This is a genomic window from Streptomyces sp. NPDC031479, from assembly GCF_055581065.1.
Genome location: NZ_JBVIKC010000007.1, coordinates 94,560 through 112,193 on the forward strand (window position 1 = coordinate 94,560; position 17,634 = coordinate 112,193).

The 17,634-nt window shown below is 74.7% G+C and carries 20 protein-coding genes; 16 read left to right on the top strand and 4 right to left on the bottom strand.

Annotated elements, in window-relative coordinates:
- Positions 1 to 165 precede the first annotated feature (165 nt).
- A complete protein-coding gene (locus ACZ5D2_RS10805; protein ID WP_371680476.1) occupies positions 166 to 1,125 on the top strand; it encodes a LysR family transcriptional regulator in 960 nt (319 codons plus the stop codon).
- Positions 1,126 to 1,178: 53 nt separating this feature from the next.
- On the opposite strand, the gene ACZ5D2_RS10810 is transcribed toward ACZ5D2_RS10805, so the two are convergent.
- Positions 1,179 to 1,562 (bottom strand): PRC-barrel domain-containing protein, encoded by a 384-nt coding sequence (locus tag ACZ5D2_RS10810; protein WP_468928653.1) that lies wholly within the window; start codon positions 1,560 to 1,562, stop codon positions 1,179 to 1,181.
- A gap of 150 nt (positions 1,563 to 1,712) precedes the next feature.
- Entirely contained in the window at positions 1,713 to 2,054 is a 342-nt protein-coding gene (locus ACZ5D2_RS10815) for a zinc ribbon domain-containing protein YjdM (RefSeq protein ID WP_371681386.1), read from the bottom strand.
- Between the two features lie 222 nt (positions 2,055 to 2,276).
- Between ACZ5D2_RS10815 and ACZ5D2_RS10820 the strand changes: the two genes are divergently transcribed.
- Entirely contained in the window at positions 2,277 to 3,020 is a 744-nt protein-coding gene (locus ACZ5D2_RS10820; protein WP_371680474.1) for an HAD family hydrolase, read from the top strand.
- A gap of 740 nt (positions 3,021 to 3,760) precedes the next feature.
- Positions 3,761 to 4,168: a C40 family peptidase gene (locus ACZ5D2_RS10825; protein ID WP_371681385.1), complete on the top strand. Its 408-nt coding sequence runs from the start codon at positions 3,761 to 3,763 to the stop codon at positions 4,166 to 4,168.
- A 35-nt stretch (positions 4,169 to 4,203) separates the two neighbouring features.
- Here the strand turns inward: ACZ5D2_RS10825 and ACZ5D2_RS10830 are convergent, their stop codons facing one another.
- Complete coding sequence (locus tag ACZ5D2_RS10830; protein ID WP_468928656.1) at positions 4,204 to 5,172, bottom strand: SMP-30/gluconolactonase/LRE family protein; 969 nt, start codon at positions 5,170 to 5,172, stop codon at positions 4,204 to 4,206.
- 171 nt (positions 5,173 to 5,343) lie between these two features.
- Positions 5,344 to 5,661: an SH3 domain-containing protein gene (locus tag ACZ5D2_RS10835; protein ID WP_371680472.1), complete on the bottom strand. Its 318-nt coding sequence runs from the start codon at positions 5,659 to 5,661 to the stop codon at positions 5,344 to 5,346.
- A gap of 148 nt (positions 5,662 to 5,809) precedes the next feature.
- Between ACZ5D2_RS10835 and ACZ5D2_RS10840 the strand changes: the two genes are divergently transcribed.
- The 13 genes from ACZ5D2_RS10840 (at position 5,810) to ACZ5D2_RS10900 (ending at position 17,634) form a co-directional block, all read left to right on the top strand.
- Positions 5,810 to 7,174, top strand: coding sequence for a DUF2252 domain-containing protein (locus tag ACZ5D2_RS10840; protein WP_371680471.1), 1,365 nt, complete (start codon positions 5,810 to 5,812; stop codon positions 7,172 to 7,174).
- Positions 7,175 to 7,261: 87 nt separating this feature from the next.
- Complete coding sequence (locus ACZ5D2_RS10845) at positions 7,262 to 7,435, top strand: CsbD family protein (protein WP_266846015.1); 174 nt, start codon at positions 7,262 to 7,264, stop codon at positions 7,433 to 7,435.
- Positions 7,436 to 7,632: 197 nt separating this feature from the next.
- Entirely contained in the window at positions 7,633 to 9,225 is a 1,593-nt protein-coding gene (locus ACZ5D2_RS10850) for a phage tail sheath family protein (RefSeq protein ID WP_468928659.1), read from the top strand.
- 11 nt (positions 9,226 to 9,236) lie between these two features.
- Entirely contained in the window at positions 9,237 to 9,764 is a 528-nt protein-coding gene (locus ACZ5D2_RS10855) for a phage tail protein (protein WP_030230030.1), read from the top strand.
- 2 nt (positions 9,765 to 9,766) lie between these two features.
- Positions 9,767 to 10,510 carry a T4 family baseplate hub assembly chaperone gene (locus ACZ5D2_RS10860; protein WP_371680468.1) on the top strand — a complete coding sequence of 248 codons (744 nt, stop codon included), beginning with the start codon at positions 9,767 to 9,769 and terminating at the stop codon, positions 10,508 to 10,510.
- On the top strand, positions 10,507 to 11,265 hold the full coding sequence (locus ACZ5D2_RS10865) for a hypothetical protein (protein WP_371680467.1): 759 nt from the start codon (positions 10,507 to 10,509) through the stop codon (positions 11,263 to 11,265). The genes ACZ5D2_RS10860 and ACZ5D2_RS10865 overlap by 4 nt, the downstream gene beginning before the upstream one ends.
- Complete coding sequence (locus ACZ5D2_RS10870) at positions 11,262 to 12,476, top strand: Pvc16 family protein (protein WP_468928662.1); 1,215 nt, start codon at positions 11,262 to 11,264, stop codon at positions 12,474 to 12,476. Before ACZ5D2_RS10865 ends, ACZ5D2_RS10870 begins: the two co-directional genes overlap by 4 nt.
- Entirely contained in the window at positions 12,476 to 14,632 is a 2,157-nt protein-coding gene (locus ACZ5D2_RS10875) for an AAA family ATPase (RefSeq protein ID WP_468928664.1), read from the top strand. The genes ACZ5D2_RS10870 and ACZ5D2_RS10875 overlap by 1 nt, the downstream gene beginning before the upstream one ends.
- Positions 14,629 to 14,991 carry a hypothetical protein gene (locus ACZ5D2_RS10880; RefSeq protein ID WP_371680464.1) on the top strand — a complete coding sequence of 121 codons (363 nt, stop codon included), beginning with the start codon at positions 14,629 to 14,631 and terminating at the stop codon, positions 14,989 to 14,991. Before ACZ5D2_RS10875 ends, ACZ5D2_RS10880 begins: the two co-directional genes overlap by 4 nt.
- Positions 14,988 to 15,641 (top strand): hypothetical protein, encoded by a 654-nt coding sequence (locus ACZ5D2_RS10885; protein WP_468928666.1) that lies wholly within the window; start codon positions 14,988 to 14,990, stop codon positions 15,639 to 15,641. The genes ACZ5D2_RS10880 and ACZ5D2_RS10885 overlap by 4 nt, the downstream gene beginning before the upstream one ends.
- A gap of 10 nt (positions 15,642 to 15,651) precedes the next feature.
- Positions 15,652 to 15,990 carry a LysM domain-containing protein gene (locus ACZ5D2_RS10890; protein WP_371680462.1) on the top strand — a complete coding sequence of 113 codons (339 nt, stop codon included), beginning with the start codon at positions 15,652 to 15,654 and terminating at the stop codon, positions 15,988 to 15,990.
- On the top strand, positions 15,983 to 17,104 hold the full coding sequence (locus tag ACZ5D2_RS10895; RefSeq protein WP_468928668.1) for a hypothetical protein: 1,122 nt from the start codon (positions 15,983 to 15,985) through the stop codon (positions 17,102 to 17,104). The genes ACZ5D2_RS10890 and ACZ5D2_RS10895 overlap by 8 nt, the downstream gene beginning before the upstream one ends.
- A complete protein-coding gene (locus tag ACZ5D2_RS10900; protein ID WP_468928670.1) occupies positions 17,101 to 17,634 on the top strand; it encodes a phage baseplate assembly protein V in 534 nt (177 codons plus the stop codon). Before ACZ5D2_RS10895 ends, ACZ5D2_RS10900 begins: the two co-directional genes overlap by 4 nt.

The following is a 17,634-nucleotide window of genomic DNA, read 5'->3' on the forward strand; positions in this document are numbered from 1 at the left end:
CACGCTCGCCGTCCATCTGGTGGGGTGCAACGTCCACTCCGTTCGTGGGGGGTGAGTGCTCGTTCGCCGCCGAGTATGGATGTGGACATGACGAGATTGGGACATCCCGGACGGCATAAGGTCCGGGTTATGGTGCCGTGGCGGCCCCCTGCGTAACCTGCCGGGATGCAGCTGGAGTTGAGACATCTGCAAGCCGTCTGCCGGATCGCCGAGGCGGGCAGCCTGGGCGCCGCGGCGCGGCGGCTCGGGGTGTCACAGCCCGCGCTCTCGGCGCAGCTGCGCCGGATCGAGGCGGTCACCGGCGGAGAGCTGTTCGTACGCGGCAGGAACGGCGTGGAGCCCACCGCCCTCGGCCAGTTCGTGCTGACCAGGGCGCGCCGGGTGCTCAGCGAGATGGACGCGCTCGGCGCGGAGGCGCGCGCGCTGGCCCCCGGCGCGCCGCTGCGGCTCGGCTGCATCCTGCTGGTCCTGCTCGACGGGCTCCTCGCCCGGACCGACCTGGCCATGTCCGGGCGGGAGATCACCGTGGACCTGGAGGACTCGGTGACGGCCCTGGCCCGGATGCTGGGCGCCGGGCGCTACGACGCGATCGTGTACGGGGAGGTCAACGAGCACGAGGTGCCGCTTCCCGAGGGGGTCCTGGCCCGGACCCTGATCGCGAAGGAGCCGTTCTGCATCCGGCTCTCGGCGCAGCACCCGCTGGCGGCCCTGGACCACATCGACCTGACGGACCTGGCCGACGAGCCGTGGATGACGCTGGTGGAGGACGACGACGGGGGCCCGGAGGCCCTGGTGGCCGCCTGCGCCGAGGCCGGGTTCAGCCCGCTGCTGCGCTACCGGATCACCGACCGGAAGATGCACTACGACCTGATCGCCGCGGGCCGGGCCGTGTCCCTGAGCCAGCCGACGGCCCCGGCGGCCGCGGGGACGGTGATGCGCCCGCTCGTCGGGGACCCCGTCACCGGCCGGATCCGCCTCGCCTGGAACCGGGCCGCGCTGTCGGCCCGGCAGGCGGAACTCCTCTACCGGGCGGCGGCCCGCTCCTACGTGGCCGACGTCGGCAACAACGCCTTCCACCAGGCCTGGTGGAACGCCCACCCGGAGGTCCACCCGGCGCTCGACTGACCTCCGGACGGGCCGTGCGCGGGCGGCCGGGCCTTACGCGGGCGGTGCGCCGGTCAGAGCACGCGGCCGCCGAAGGGGCCGCCGGTGCCGTGGACGCCGTTGCCGTAGTAGGTGCCCAGCCGTTCGCGGTAGGCGGGGTCGGCCAGGTGGGTGTCGCGGTGGAAGGTGGGGGCGTTCTTGATCTGGCCCCGGGTCCGGTCGACGAAGACCTTGCGCTCGGCGGTGTCGACGCTCACGACGGTGCTCGCCGGCAGCAGGACCTCCTTCCCGAAGATCCACGTCCCGGTGTCCACGACCAGGTAGGCGTCACCTGTGTCGTCGGAGTGCTTGGCGACCTTGCCCACGCTTCCGTCGGTCGCCTCCACCCTGTAGCCGATCAGGTCGGCGTCCGCCGGGCGGCCCGCGGTCGACTTGTAGCTCCACACATGTTCGGTCACGTGAACCCCGCTCCTCCGGTCGGCGGCGAAGGGCGGCGCGAGCCGCCGCCGTTCGCCGGTCTCGGCCCTCGTGTTCCCGGTGGCGGGGCCTTCACACGTGCCGGACGGCCGGGGGCCGGCCGGGCGGGCAAGAGCGGGCCGGGGCGGCGGTCAGACCTTGCGGACCACGCTGGACTTGAGCTGCATCGCGCCGAACCCGTCGACCTTGCAGTCGATGTCGTGGCCGTCGACGCCGTCGACGAGGCGGATGTTGCGCACCTTGGTACCCGCCTTGATCCCGCTCGGGCTGCCCTTGACCTTGAGCCCCTTGACGACCGTCACGGTGTCGCCGTCGGCCAGTACGTTGCCGACCGCGTCCTTGATCACCCGCTCGGCGGGCGCCGCGGCGCCGTCGTCGGAGGCGGCCGGCCACTCGTGACCGCATTCGGGGCAGACGAGGAGCGCGCCCATCTCGTAGGCGTAGGAACCGGAGCACTCGGGGCAGGGGGGCATGGGGGTGTCAGTCACCGGAACAGTGTATTTCAGGCCATACGCACCGCTGGACTCCCGGACCCGTCCGACCTCCCCGGTCGCAGCGGGCCCACCGGGCTCACCGGGCTCACCGGGCTCACCGGGCTCACGTACGGGCGGCGTGCCCAGTCCCCCTGGACGGCGTGTCCAGCCCCTTCCCCTACTCTTTCGGATCTTCACTACGTTCGACCGAGGGAGCAGGACATGACCACCCTGATCGTCTTCGACATCGACGGCACACTGCTGCGCAGCGTCCCGGCCCACGTGGCCGCGTTCGTCGCGGCACTCCGTGAGAGCGGGCTCACGGAGATCGACTCGAACTGGGGCGGCTACACCCACCACACGGACTCGTGGATCTTCCGCGAGGTGTTCCGCCGGAACACGGGCCGGCTTCCCGGCGAGGCCGAGACCAAGCGGTTCTCCGGCCTGCTCCACGAGCACTTCACGGCCGCGACGGCCCGGGAGGGCGTCGAGCAGACCCCCGGGGCCGCCGCGTTCCTGCGGGCGCTGGACGCGGACCCCGGGTACGCGGTGGCCTTCGCGACCGGCGCGATGCGGGAGGTCACCGAGGCCAAGCTGGCTCCCCTGGAGGTGACCGGACCGGTGGTGACCGCGAATGAGCACGCCTTCCGGGAGCACCTGGTCCGCGAGGCCGTCCACCAGTCCGTCGAGCGGGCCGGCGGCGCCTTCGACCGGGTGGTCTGCGTGGGTGACGGGCCGTGGGACGTGCGGGCGGCGGTGGCGACCGGCAGCCAGTTCATCGGCATAGGCGCCTCGCCGGAGCCGTTCGGCGACTGGTTCCCGCGCACGCACCTGTTCGCCTCCTTCGACGAGGTCGACCCGGGGGCCGACTTCACCCTGCTCCCGCCCGCCGGCCGGGTGGCCGGGGAGCCGGACGCGGACCGGGCGTTCACGCCCCGGCCGACGCCCTGCCCCTGCTGGAGCTGACCGCACGCCCACTCCGCCTCCACCGCGAGCACGATCCGGATCTGCCCCGGGGTGAGTCCGACACCGATGCCCGGGACGTCCGCCCCGGGGCCCGGCGCGGTGCGTGCGGCGGCCGGCCGCGCGCCCCGCGCACGGCGCCTCGGCGGGGGTGTCGCGAAGTGGACGAACTCCAAGGCGGGAAGGCGATTTCGGGAACGCCGAGCGGGGGGACAGGGCCGCCCGCGGGGCGGCGCCGGTCAGTTCGAGCACCCGCGCCGCCGACGGCTCCGGCAGGCGTTTCGATCGAACACCACTGCGAGAAGCGGGAGTTTGTGCATTCCGTCCGCGCCAGGCCGGAACGGACCAGCCGTCCTCGTGCCCTCAACGAGTCCTCCGTTATCACGAACGGCCGTGCCCATGCGCCCGCGAGCGCGCGGCGAAACCGGCAACACGCCAATGCGCGAGAATTTTTCCATTGCTTCGCGGATATTTTGCAGAACCGATACAACCCGGAGTGTGCCCGGGAAGTGAAACGCGTGTGCCATCGGAGAAAACTGGGCGGCCGTCAGACCCCAGGGACCCAGGGACCCATGTCACCGAAAGCAGGACCGTCGCAGGTATCCGACCGACCGTTGCCCGCATCCGAACGCGGAGGTATCCCGATGTCCGTATCCAGGACCGTCTCGCGTAGTTGCCGAAAGTCGCACCGGCCCGTTCGCCGCATTCCAGGATCCCGCCTCCCCCGCGCCCTCGCGCTGCTCATGCTCCTGACCGCCTCCGGCGTCGCCGGCCCCGCCTCGCCGGCCGGCGCCGTTCCCTCCTACGGCGCCAGGGCCGTGGTCGTGGCCGCCTCCAAGGAGGGCGCCCCGTACGCGCACGGCGCGACCGGGCCCGCGCGCTTCGACTGCTCCGGCCTGACGCTCTATTCCTTCCGGCAGGCGGGCCGGACGCTGCCCCGCACCGCGGAGCAGCAGTACGAACACACCGATCACATCAGCCGGGACCAACGGGTGCCGGGGGACCTGGTGTTCTTCCCCGACGGCTCCACCATGGGCCACGTCGGCATCTACGCCGGCGACGACAAGATCTGGCACGCCCCCAGACCGGGGACCCGCGTACGGCTGGAACGGATCTGGAGCGGGAACGTCCGCTACGGCCGCGCCTCGTGACCGCACAGGCGCGCACCCCCGGCCCACCAGTCGGCCTAGCGGCCGGACGGGTCGGCGCCCGCGGGCACCTCGTCGATCCGGCCGTCCACACCCGCCCGGTAGAGCCTGCCCGCCGAGAAGCCCCGGTCGCCGTGCCCGTAGGTGATCTGGGTGGACAGGTGCAGGCCCGACTCCACGGCGCACAGGGACGCGCCCTCGGCCCGCCAGATCTGTCCCGACACGTGGGTGGCGATCAGCGGGCGCCCGCGGCCGTCGAGGGTGAGCCCGTCGGGCAGGGCCAGGGCGTCCCAGGGCTCGGTGGAGAGCCACCGTCGCGGGTGCGCCGGGTCGCCCACGGGGATCCGGTACAGGCCGGGGGCGACCGTCGTCTGGACCACGTAGACCTCGGAGCCGTCCGGGGACACGGCGATCCCGTTGGGCTGCCCCACCCGGGCCCAGGCGGGGTCGACGCGCCCGTCCGGGGTGACGCGGCCGATGGTCCGGGCGCCCAGGGTGGTGGTGTACACGGTGCCGTCGGGCGCGAGGGCGACGCCGTCGATGCCGCCCAGGCCCGAGGCGTACGTGCTCACCGCGCCGGAATCCGGATCCACCAGCAGCAGCTTCGACACCGGCAGGAGGCCGCCGGTCAGGGAGTGCGCGAGGTCGTTGCCCGTCCCGACGAGCAGCCGGCCGTTGCCCCGGACCACGATCCCGCCGTTGGCTCCGATGTCACCGGTGAGCGCGACGGGGGTGCCGCCGGGGGCGTCGATGCGGTAGACCCGGCCGGTGTAGTACGCGGTGGCGAACATCCGCCCGTGTCCGTCCACGGCGATCGACTCGACCCAGTCGGGCATCCGGGCCACCTCGACGGGCGCCGGGGCCTGCGCGGCTCCGCAGGCCGGCGCCGCCTGGGCGGGGGCGGGCGCGAGGGCGCCCGCCAGCGCGGCCAGTACGGCCGCGGTCACGGCCACGCGGCCCCCGCGGCGCGGTGTGCGCGGGCCGGTACGGAACGTGCGGATCGGCATGGTCGGTCCCCCTCAGTGATCGGGCACCCTGCCCGGCGCAGTATCGGCCGAGGGGACTCCCCGCACCAGCCCCGCCCGCACCACGCGCCACTGCCCTGGCCGGAACCCGCCGGTCACCACCGCGCGGCCCGGCCCCGTGACCGCCCCGGCGGATTCAGGGGCGGGTCTGGCTCAGCACCAGGGGACGCGGGTGTAGTTGTGCACGTAGCGGGCCGATACCCAGCCCGGCTTGCCGTGCAGCCGGTACCAGATGTCGTTGCCCTCCACCCAGGCGCCCTCGGCCTGGCAGGAGAGCCGGACCTTCTGCCAGGGGTCGAGCACGCCGACCACGTGGGAGTGCGTGTTCGCGTGGGCCCTGACCTTGAGCCCGGACGTGCTGACCACGAGCCCCTCGGCCGGCGACGACGTCGCCAGCGCGTTCCCGGCGAAGAGGGTGACCGCGGCGGCCGCCGCCGGCCCCGCCCACGCGATCCTCCTGAACATGCGCATCTGCGCCTCCCCATCTCCACGGCTGACGTGCCGCGCACCGAGCGCGGCACCGACCTCGACCCTGCGCCGCCGGGCCCCGTACATCCGTACGGCGCACCGAACGGTCGCCCGATCGGCGGAGGGCCGGACCCGGTGATATGAGTGGGGGATGGAGCTGTCCGCTTCCCCCGACGACCGGACCCGGCACGGCCGCGCGCAGCGCAAGCGGCTGCCGCGTTCGGCGCACGACCGGGTCCCGACGGCGGACGAGCGGCCGGACCCGGTCGCCGTGCTCGCGGCGCAGGGCGCCGGCCGGCTGCCGGAACTGCTGCCCGTGCGGTACGCCCGGATGGCGGCGGGCCCCTTCCCGTTCCTGCGCGGCGCGGCGGCCGTGATGGCCGCCGACCTGGCGACGACGGCGGACAGCGGCCTGCGGGTGCAGCTGTGCGGGGACGCCCACCTGCTGAACTTCGGGTTGTACGCCTCGCCCGAACGCGCCCAGCTCTTCGACCTGAACGACTTCGACGAGACGCTCCCCGGACCCTTCGAGTGGGACGTCAAACGGCTGGCGGCGAGCGTGGCCGTGGCCGCCCGCGCGAACGGCCACGACGACGCGGCCGCGCTGACCGCCGCCGAGGCGTCCGCCGCCGCCTACCGGCGGAACATGCGCCGCCTCGCCGGGCTCGGGGAACTCGCCGTCTGGTACGAGCGGGTGGACACCGCGCAGGCGCTGCCCCTGGTGCGGCGCCGGCACCGCGAAAGGATCGCGGCCGGACTGGAACGCGCCCGCCGCCGCACCAGTCTGCAGGCCCTGGACAAGCTGACGGACGTCGTGGACGGGCAGCCCCGGATCCGCTACGAACCCCCCTTCCTGGAACCGGTGGACGATCTGGACTCCACGACCGTGCGGAACGTGTTCCTCGACTACCGGGAGTCCCTGCCGGAAGAGCGGCGCCTGCTGCTGGACCGGTTCGCGGTGGTGGACGTGGCACGGAAGGTGGTGGGCGTCGGCAGCGTCGGAACCCGCTGCTTCGTGGTGCTGCTCACCGGCCGGGACGCCGGAGACCCGCTGTTCCTCCAGATCAAGGAGGCCGGTCCGTCCGTACTGGAGCCCCACGCCGGGGCGTCCGCGCAACGGCACGCGGGCCACCGGGTGGTGGCCGGGCAGCGGCTGATGCAGGCGGCGACGGACATCTTCCTCGGCTGGGCCACCGGTCCGGGGGGCCGGCACTTCTACTGGCGCCAGCTGCGCGACATGAAGGGTTCCGCCGACGTCGCCGCCATGGACCCCGTGCTGCTGCAGGAGTACGCGGCGCTGTGCGGCCGGACCCTGGCCCGCGCCCACGCCCGGACCGGTGACCGGATCGCGATCGCGGGCTACCTGGGCACCGGGGACGTCTTCGACCGGGCCGTCGCCCGCTTCGCGCTGGCCTACGCGGACCTGACCCTCGCCGACCACGCCGCGCTCACGGCCGCCCTGACCGACACCCCCACCCCCACCCACGCCGCCCGCCCGTCCGCGAAGGCATCCTGACGACCGGTCCGGCTGACGTTTGCGCGCCGCGATCCCGGTCAGACGCGGGACGTACGGTGTTCCCGTCCCCCCAGGGAGTGATCAACTGTGTCGAACCAGGAGAAGGGCCGCGCGAAGGCCGAGCAGGCCAAGGGCAAGGTCGAGGAGACGGCGGGTCGCGCGGTGGGCAACGAGCGCCTCACGGCCGAGGGCCGCGCCGAGAAGGCGAAGGGCGACGCCCGCCAGGCCAAGGAGAAGATGAAGGACATCTTCAAGCGCTGACCCGCGCCGTCGGCGTCCGCCGCGGTCCCGGACCCACGGAGGTCCGGGACCGCGGCGTTTCCCCACTCCGCGGCCACCCGCACCCCCCACTCCGCGACCGCCCGCACCCGATCTCACGCGCCGTGACGCTCCGGTGACGGTCCGGTCACGCACGGTCGGCAGACTGCGGGTCAGCCGACAGTGAGAGGGGACCGGCCGTGCCCGTCAGCCCCACCTTCCCGGGTGTGTACATCAACGAGGTCAAGAGCGCCGTGCACACCATCACCGGGGTGCCGACGTCCGTGACCGCCTTCGCCGGGGCAGCCGTGCGCGGCCCGACCGACCGGCCGGTGCACATCACCAGCTTCGCCGACTACCAGCGGCTGTTCGGCGGGGTCGTCCCGCGCAGTCCGCTCGGGTACGCCGTCTACCAGTACTACGCCAACGGCGGGAGCGAGGCGGAGATCGTCCGGCTGGTCCACACCGGGGACGGCGACGACACGAAGAACGCCAAGGCCTCCACCCTCGTCCTCGCGGGTCCGCGCCCGGTCACGCTCGTCGCGCGCGGCGAGGGCCTGTGGGGGGACTCCCTGTACGCGCGGGTCGACCACGACACCAGCGAGACGCCCGCGGCCGGCGCCCCCCGGACCCTGTACAACCTCACGGTCCTCGACAGGGGGACGGGCGCGGTCGAGCGCCACCTCAACATCAGCTCCCATCCCGACGACGCCAACTCCCTCGACAAGGCCCTGAGTTCGTCCGCCCTCCTCACCGTGCCGGCCACGAACCCGGTCCTCGACGCGGTCCCCGCCGCGCACGAGGCGATCACCCCGGCCGACCCCAGCCAGGACCCCTTCGACGAGGCCAAGCCCGCCCGCCACACGAAGGCCGGGGGCGGTGCGGACGGCTCCGCGCCCGGCCTGTCCGACTACCAGGGCGGCACGACCGGGCAGGCCGCGAAGACGGGCCTGTACCAGCTCCTGAAGACCGACATCTTCAACCTGCTCTGCCTGCCCGGGGCCCCGCAGGCCGCACTGGCACCCGCCGCGGCCCTGTGCGCGGACCGGCGCGCGATCCTGATCGTCGATCCGCCCGCCTCCTGGACGGGCATCGAGGCCGCCGTCAACGGGATGACCGCTCCCCCGGTGACGGGCGACGCGGCGAAGAACGCCGTCGTCTACTTCCCCCCTCTGGTCATTCCCGACCCGGCGGCGGGCGGAGTCCCCACGACGGTCCCGCCGTGCGGCACGGTGGCCGGCGTCATGGCCCGCACCGACGTACAGCGCGGCGTGTGGAAGGCCCCGGCCGGCACCGACGCCTCCCTCGCCGGAGTGACCGGGCCCGCGCTGGCCATGACCGACCTGGAGAACGGCCGGCTCAACCAGCTCGGGGTGAACTGCCTGCGCTCCTTCCCCGTACTCGGCCCGCTGGTGTGGGGCGCGCGGACGCTGCGGGGCGCGGACCGGCTGGCCGACGAGTGGAAGTACCTGCCGGTGCGGCGGTTCGCGCTGTTCGTGGAGGAGAGCCTCTACCGCGGCACCCAGTGGGTGGTCTTCGAGCCGAACGACGAACCGCTGTGGGCCTCGATCCGGCTGAACGTGGGCGCGTTCATGAACGGCCTGTTCCGGCAGGGGGCGCTGCAGGGCGCGACGGCCCGGGAGGCCTACCTCGTCAAGTGCGACCGCGAGAACAACCCGCAGAACGACATCGACCGGGGCATCGTCAACATCGTCGTCGGCTTCGCACCGCTCAAACCGGCCGAGTTCGTGATCATCCACATCGAGCAGCTCGCCGGGCAGCTGCAGGTCTGAGGAGCGAGACGATGGCAACCACCGCGCGGGTCGACCCGCTCAAGAACTTCCGTTTCCGGGTCCGTTACAGCGACAGCACCGTGCCGTTCATCGGAGTCCACAAGGTGTCCGGGATGAAGCGGACCGTGGAGGTGGTCAAGCACCGCGACGGCGGCGCCCCCACCAACAGTTCCAAACTGCCGGGCCGGGTGGAGTTCGACCCGATCGTCCTCGAACGCGGGGTCACCGTGAACGCCCTCGAATTCGAGAAGTGGGCGAACAAGACCTGGAGTTACGCCAACGCGGCCGGCGGGCGGGAGACCTCCCTCAAGGACTTCCGGCGCGACCTGGTCATCGACGTCCACGACGAGACCGGCCAGAAGGTGCTCTCCTACCACGTGTTCAACTGCTGGGTGTCGGAGTACCAGCCCTTCTCGGACCTCGACGCGAACGCGAACGCGGTGCTCGTCCAGCACATCCGCCTGGAGAACGAGGGGTGGGTGCGGGACATCGCCCTGCCGCCCGCGGCCGAGGTCTCCTTCGACGACCCGGCGGTGTGAGGGTGGCCGTACTCACTCAGGAACGGCTCCTGCGCGGCTGGGAGGAGGGGCTGGGGCAGGGGCGGGTGGCGCGCGCGGTGGCGCTCGCCGCCGCTGCGGGCGGGCGCTCCTTCGAGGAGGTCTGCGACCTGCCGCTCGGCGCGCGCGACGCGCTGCTGGTGGGGCTGCGGGGCGCGTGCTTCCGCGGCGACGTACAGGCCCTGGCCGACTGTCCCGCCTGTGGGGAGGAGCTCGAAGTGGCCGTGCCGCTCTCGGACCTGCGCCCTCGCGGGGAGGCGGTGGGCGGCGAGGTCACCGTCCGCGGGCATCGCGTCCGGTTCCGGGCGCTGACGAGCCGGGACGTGCTGGCGGTGGAGGCGGCCGGCCCGGCGAGCGCCGGGGCAAGGCGGCGTCTGGTCGCCCGGTGCGTGCTCACGGTGGACGGGGAGGCGGTGGACCGGGAAGCGGTGGGCGGGGAGGCCGTGGGTGCGCTGGGCGACGAGGTGCTCGACGCCGTGGCCGCCGCGCTGCCCGGCGTGGATCCGGGGGCGGACATCCGGCTCGACCTGACCTGCGCCCTCTGCGGGCACGGCTGGGCCGCCCCGTTCGACGTCGCGGCGCACCTGTGGGCCGATGTCGACGCCTGCGCTCGGGGTCTGCTGGGCGACGTCCACACCCTGGCCCGTGCGTACGGGTGGCGCGAGGAGGAGGTCCTCGCGCTCAGTGCGGCCCGGCGCCGGTTCTACCTGGAGGCGGTCGGGGCATGAGCGACTTCGTCGACCGCGTCCTGGGGCTCCCCGATCCGTCGGCGGTCCGGCCCCGGATCCCCTCGTTCCTCGACCTGCCTCCGCTGCTCGACCCGCCGCCGCCCGGTGCGGACTCCGAGGAGGAGGCGGCCGGAGCCCGCCCGCCGTCGGACGCGCCCACGACGGCGTGCGCCCGGGCGGCCGGTACGGCCCCGGGGCCGGCCGTCCCCCCGGAGCCCGTCCGCGCCCCGGCCCCGTACGCTCCCGCCGCCCCCGTGACCGGTGCACGCGTACGGGGCGACGCCCTCCGCCCCGGGCACGGGGTGCCCACCGGGCGCGAGGAGGCCGCGCCACGGGCATCCGCCGCCGGACCCGGCCGCCCGTCGGACGCCTCCGAGGGGGCCGCGCCCCGCCCGGACGGGCCGGACCTGCCCGCCGCGGCCGGCACTCCGGTGGCGGGCCGGCCCGGCCGCACCGTGACTCCGGCCGCGCAACCCCGCGCCGCGGCCGGACCGCGCTCCGTACCCGTGCCCGTACCCGGATACGGGCACGGGTACGGGGAGGCGCGGGCCGGCCGGAGGCGGGAGCCGGACGGGGCAGCGGCCGGGCCGGAGGCCGGGGAGACCACCGTCCACATCACCATCGGCCGGCTGGAGGTCCGCTCGGGGCCTCGGTCCTCGGCCGCCGAGCCGGCCCCCTCCGTCCGCAGGCCGCCGCGTGAGCCGGCCGTCCCTCTGGAGGACTACCTGCGGCGGCGTTCGGGCGGTGGCCGATGAGTGACGCGCGGGCCATCGAGGCGGTCACCGAAACCCTGCGGGCCCTGGTGGACGACGGCGTCAAGGGCGTCCTGCCGGGGGCCACGGCCGTGGCCCGGCCCCTGGACCAGGTGAACCCGACCGCCCAGGAAGCCCAGGTCAACCTGTTCCTCTACCAGACCGGCTTGGCCGCGGAGCTGCGCAACACACCGCCGCCGGACCTGCTCCCCGGCGAGGACGCGGAGCCCGCGCTGCCCCTGGTCCTGCGCTACCTCCTCACCCCCTTCGTGCCCGACGGCAACGACCTCGTGGCGCACCGGCTGCTCGGCGGCGCCCTCCAGGCGCTGCACACCCGGCCCCTGCTGACCCGCGCGGAGCTGGCGCAGACCGCCCCGTACAGCGACGTCGCCCGGCAGGTGGACAGCGTCCGCATCACCTGGCACGCCTTCGAGGAGAAGGACATCTACTCCCTCTGGAGCGTCTTCCAGACGCCGTACCGGCTGACCACGGCCTTCGAGGTGCGGGCGGTCCTCATCGATTCCCGGCGTCCGGCACGCACGCCGGTGCCGGTCCTCAGCCGCGGCAGCGACGGCCGCGGTCCCCGGGCGGGCACCGGCGTCCGCGCGACGACGCCGAGGGTCGACGCCGTGGTCTGCCCCGGGGGGCAGCCCGCCGCCCGTGCGGGTGACCGCGTCGAGCTGCGCGGGGCGAACCTGGGCGGGGTGAGCGCCGTCCGGCTCACCCATCTGGGCTCCGACGCCACCCTCGTCGTCCCGGTCCCGGCGCCCGGGCCCGGCGGGCCGCCGCGCCCGTCCGGCACGCTGGCCCTCACCCTGCCCGCGGGGCTGCCCGCGGGTGTGTGCGCGGTGGCGCTGCGGGCCGGGACGCCGCCCGCCGAACTGCCCGTCGGGCCCTGGTACATGGCCCTCGCACCACGGATCACCAGCCCGCTGCCGGCCACCGTCGTACGGGACGCGGCGGGTGACGCGGAGGTGGTCGTGAACGCCGATCCGCCGTTCGCCGACGGGCAGCGGGTGTTCCTGCTGCTGGGCGGCGACGCCCACGCGGCCGGCGCGTTCTCCGGGCACACGGCCCGGTTCGCGCTGCGCCGGGCCCGGCCGGGCGGGTACCCGGTGCGGCTGCGGGTGGACGGCGTCGACAGCCTCCTCGTCCTGGACCGCGCCGCGAACCCGCCCGCGTACGACCCCTCCCAGCGGCTGACGGTGATCTGATGCACGCGACCGACGGCGACAACGCGCGCTTCCTGACCGCCTCCCTGGACTGGCTGGGCCTGGTGCTCCGCCGCCACGCGCAGGAGCGGGCGCTGCCCGGCCCGTCGCCCCTGCGGCCTGCGGGAACGCCCCTCGAAACGGCCCCCGGCCCGGTGGCCCCGCGGCGGCGCCCCGGGCCGCCCCGGTGGCGGCGGCGGGCCGCCGCGCCGCCGCGCACCGACGAGGGGCGTACGGACGCCGGCCGCCCGGCGCCCGCCCTCCCGGCCCGCCCCGCCGGGGAGGTGGGCGCCCGGGAGCTGGTGGCCGCCGAGGCGCGGATCGCGGAGGCGGAGGCCGTGGTACCGGCCCCGCCGCTGGTCGCGCTCGCCCGCCGCCTCGGCCTGAGCCGCTTCGAGCGCGACGTGCTGCTGATGTGCCTGGCCGAGGAGTTGTCCCCTTCGACGGGTGCGCTGTTCGCGGCGGCGCACGGGGTGGGGGCGATGGCCTACCCCACCTTCGGGCTGGCGCTCGCGGTCCTGCCCGGTCCTTCGTGGGAGGCGCTGTCCGCGCACGGCCCGCTGCGGTACTGGGGGCTCGTCGAGATCGGCCACGTGGCCGGCTCCGCGCTGGTGACCAGCCCGGTCCGCGCCGACGAGCGGATCGTCGACCACGTCAAGGGCCTGGACCACCTCGACGAACGGCTGCGCGTCCTGGTCACGCCGCTCCCGTCCGAGTCGCCCGCCGCGCTGCCCGCCTCCCAACGGGCCGCCGCCGGCCGGTGCGCGGACGCCTGGGAGCTGTCCCCGGCGCCGGTCGTGCACCTCGTCGGAGGGCAGCCGGGCAGCAAGCGGCTGGTCGCCGCCGGCGCGGCCGCCTCACGCGGGCTGACGGCGTACCGGCTGCCGGTCGCGCTGCTGCCCGGGCGGGCGGAGGACACCGACCGGCTGGCACGGCTGTGGGAGCGGGAGGCCGCCCTGACCCCCGTGGCGCTGTACCTGGACGCGGACGACGACGCCCACGACGGGTACGGCGGGTACGACCCGTCGGCCGTCGGGCGCTTCCTCTCGCGGACCGGGGCCCCGGCGTTCTTCAGTTCCCGGGACGCGGCCGCCGGCCTCGGGCGCGCCGCCCTGATCGTGGACGTCGCCCCGCCCACCCCGCGGGAGCGCGCCGCGGCCTGGCGGGACGTGCTCGGTCCGGAGGCCCGCTCGGTCCCCGTCGACCTCCTCGCGCGGCAGTTCGCGCTGGACCTGCCCGAGATCGCGGAGGTGGCCGCGGCGAACGGCGCCGACCGGGCCTGGCGGGCCTGCCTGGACCGCGGCCGGCCCCGCCTCGACGGCCTGGCCCAGCGGTTGCGCCCGGAGGCCGGCTGGGACGACATCGTGCTGCCCGAACGGGCCGGCGCGCAGCTGCGGCGGATCGCCGACCAGGTGGCACGGCAGGAAACGGTGTACGACACCTGGGGTTTCGGCGAGCGGCGCACCCGCGGCCTCGGCGTGACCGCGCTGTTCACCGGCCCCAGCGGCACCGGCAAGACGATGGCGGCCGAGGTGCTGGCCGCGGAGCTGGGCCTCGATCTGTACCGCACGGACCTGTCGGCCGTCATGAGCAAGTACATCGGCGAGACGGAGAAGAACCTGCGCCGGCTGTTCGACGCGGCCGAGGCGGGCGGTGCGGTGCTGTTCCTGGACGAGGCCGAGGCGCTGCTGGGCACGCGCAGCGAGGTGAAGGACGCCCACGACCGGTACGCGAACGTCCAGGTCGACTACCTGCTCCAGCGGCTGGAGTCGCACCGGGGGCTCACGATCATGGCGACCAACATGCGGGCGGCGCTCGACGCGGCGCTCGTGCGCAGGCTCCGGTTCGTCGTCGAGTTCCCGTTCCCGGACGTTGCGCAGCGCCGGGAGATCTGGCGCAGGGCCTTCCCGGAGCACGCGCCGGGCCGTGACGGCCTGGACTACGAGCGGCTCGCGCGGCTCGACGTGAGCGGGGCCATGGCCCGCACCATCGCGCTCAACTCGGCGTTCCTCGCCGCGGCGGACGGGGGCCGGATCACCATGCCGCTCGTCCTGCGCGCGGCGCGGGAGGAGTTCCACAAGCTCCAGCAGCCCGTGCGGGAGCGGGACTTCGCCTGGCCGGATCCGGCTGCCGGACACCGTGAGGGGGCGTCGTCATGAGGGTGGAGGTGCGCATCGAGCGGCTGGTCGTGCAGTGGGCGGGCGGCGGTGAGGTGTTCGCGGGGCACGGGGAGGCGTTCGTGGCGGCGCTGCGCGAGGAGCTGGCCGCACTGTGCGCGGCGGCCGGTACGGCGGGGGCGTGGATGCCGCCCGGGGTCCGGTCGGTGGTGGTCGCCCCGGCGCCGCACGGAGGCCCGTGCGGGGCGCGGGACGCGGGCCGGGCGGTCGCCCGGTCGGTGCACGCGGCCCTCGCGCCAGGCTCGCGTACGGGCTCGCCTACGGGAACGGAATCGTCGGGCACGGGCACGACTCCGGGCGCGGGCCCGGCCACGGGCGGCGCTGGGCGGGGGCGGTCATGACGGGGTACCCCGGAGTGCCCCGCGTGGTCCGCGGCGGATTCGTGCTGCTCGATCCGGACACGGGCCGCCCCGTACGGACGGTGGCGTTCCAGTTCAATCCGGATTCGCTGACCCGCACCGTACAGCCGCAGGGCATCGGACCCGAGCCCGGGGACCGGCTGGAGGCCCAGCGGCTCAAGGGCCCGCCGCACGAGACGTACAGGTTCGACGCGGAGTTCGACGCCACCGAGCAGCTCGACGCCCCCGACACCCATCCGGTGGAGGCCCACGGCGGTCTGTTCCCGGTTCTGGCCGCCCTGGAGAGCGCCCTCCACCCCAGCGTGGCGCAGCTCCTCGGCGAGGACCGGATGGCCGCCCTCGGGATGATCGAGGTCGCGCCCGTCGAGGCTCCGCTGACGGTGCTCGTGCTCGGGCGCAGCAGGGTCCTGCCCGTGCGGATCACTGAGTTCACGGTGGCCGAGGAGGCCTTCGACCCGGACCTGAACCCGATCCGGGCCAAAGTCACGGTCGGCGCTCGGGTACTGACCGTCGACGACCTCGGCTTCCGCCACAAGGGCGGTCTGCTCTACCTCCAGCACCAGCAGGCCCGCGAGCGTTTCGCCGGGCTCGTCCCCCGCACCCCGTCCGATCTCGGCCTGACGAGTCTGTGAAGGAGTACGCGTGTTCTCCGCCACGAGCCGCTACCAGAACGTCCCGACCGCCTCGCTCACCCTCCCGGACGGCCGGACCGTCACCTACGTCCGGCGCCGCTTCCCCCCGGACCCGGACACCCTGATCACCGTGGGGACGCACGTCGTCGTGGCGGGCGAGCGCCTGGACCTCGTCGCCGCCCGGGAGCTCGGCGACCCGGAGCAGGCCTGGCGGATCGCCGACGCGCACCGGGTCCTGGCCCCCGAGTCGCTGACCGTGGTCCCGGGACGGCGGCTGCGGATCACCCTGCCCGCGGGGATGCCGCAGGGCGCGGGCGTGCTCGACGCGGGCGGGGGGCTCGGTGGCTAGCGCCCTGCGGCTGATGCTCCTGATGGGGCCGGTGCTCGCCGTCCCGGTGCCCGCCCCGCTCGCCGACGCCCTGCAGTCGGTCCGGGTCACCACCGCGTCGGGGCAGACGAGCGGCTTCCAGCTGGCCTTCGCGGTGAGCGCGCGTTCCGTCATCCAGCGGGCGCTGCTGCCCGCGGGCTTCTTCGACCCCGGCGTCCGGGTGGTCCTGGTGTGCGTCGTCGCCGGCACCCCGACCGTTCTCGCGGACGGGGTCGTCACCCAGCAGGAACTGTCGCCGAGCGCCGAACCGGGCGCCTCGGTGCTGACCGTCACCGGCGAGGACCTGACGGTCCTGATGGACCTCCGGCACGAGCGGGCGTGCTTCCCCGGGCTGCCGCACCAGGCCCGCGTCGCGGCGATCTGCGCCAAGTACGCCGTCTACGGGATCGCCCCGGTGGCGGTCCCGCCCGTGCTCACCGACGTGCCGAACCCGGTGGTGCACATCCCCGTCCAGGCGTCCACCGATCTGGAGTACCTGAAGGCCATGGCCTCGGAGGTCGGGTACGTCTTCTTCCTGGAGCCCGGTCCGGTCCCGGGCACCAGCGTGGCCTACTGGGGTCCCGAGGTCCGCACCGGGCCGGTCCAGCCGGCCCTCACCATCGGGGCGGGGGCCGCGGCCACCGCCGAGTCGCTGTCGTTCACGTACGACGGGCTCTCCCGCACCCAGTACACGGTGACCGTGACGGAACCGGTCACCAAACTGGGCGTCGGCCTGCCGGTTCCCGACATCGGCCTGCTGCACCCGCCGCTCGCGGCGCGGCCCGCGGTGACGCTCAAACAGGAGCCGCTGCCCGACGTCGGCGACCGGTCGCCGGCCGAGGCGCTGCTGCTGGGGCTGAGCCGTACCTCGACGGCGGCCGACGCGGTACGCGGGACGGGCAAGCTCGACGTGCTGCGCTACGGGCACGTGCTGCGCGCCCGCCGGCTGGTGGGCGTGCGCGGCGCCGGACCGGCCTACGACGGGCTGTACTACGTCTCCAGCGTGACCCACGACATCCGGCGCGGCGAGTACAAGCAGGGCTTCACCCTCACCCGCGACGGCCTCGGCTCCCTGACCCCGGCGGTGATCCCGTGACGAAGGACGCGAAGAAGTACCACGGCCTCTACCAGGGGGTGGTGGCCTCCAACATCGACCAGCTGCGCTCCGGGCGGCTCCTGGTCCGGGTCACCGACGTGCTCGGCGACGACCCCTGCATCTGGGCGGACCCGGCGACCCCGCTGGCCGGGCCCGCGAGCGGGATGTACGTCGTCCCGCTGGTCGGCTCCGGTGTCTGGGTCCAGTTCGTGGACGGCGACCCCGACCGGGCCGTGTGGACGGGATTCTGGCGCGGCGGAGCCCAGGAGATGCCGCCCGCCGCGCGGGCGGCGCCGGACGGCGTGCCGCAGGTGGTCATCGGGACGCCCGCGCAGAGCTGCCTGCTGATCTCCGACCTGGCGGGGCCCACGGGCGGCATCCTGCTCCAGCTCAAGGGCCCGGCGGGACCGTACATCCGGCTCCACGAGGGCGGGATCGAGATCGGTGCCTCCGCCGCCGGCCCGACGATCAAGGTGACGCAGGCCGGGATCGACCTCGGCAACGGCGCGCTCACCGTGCTGCCGGGGTGA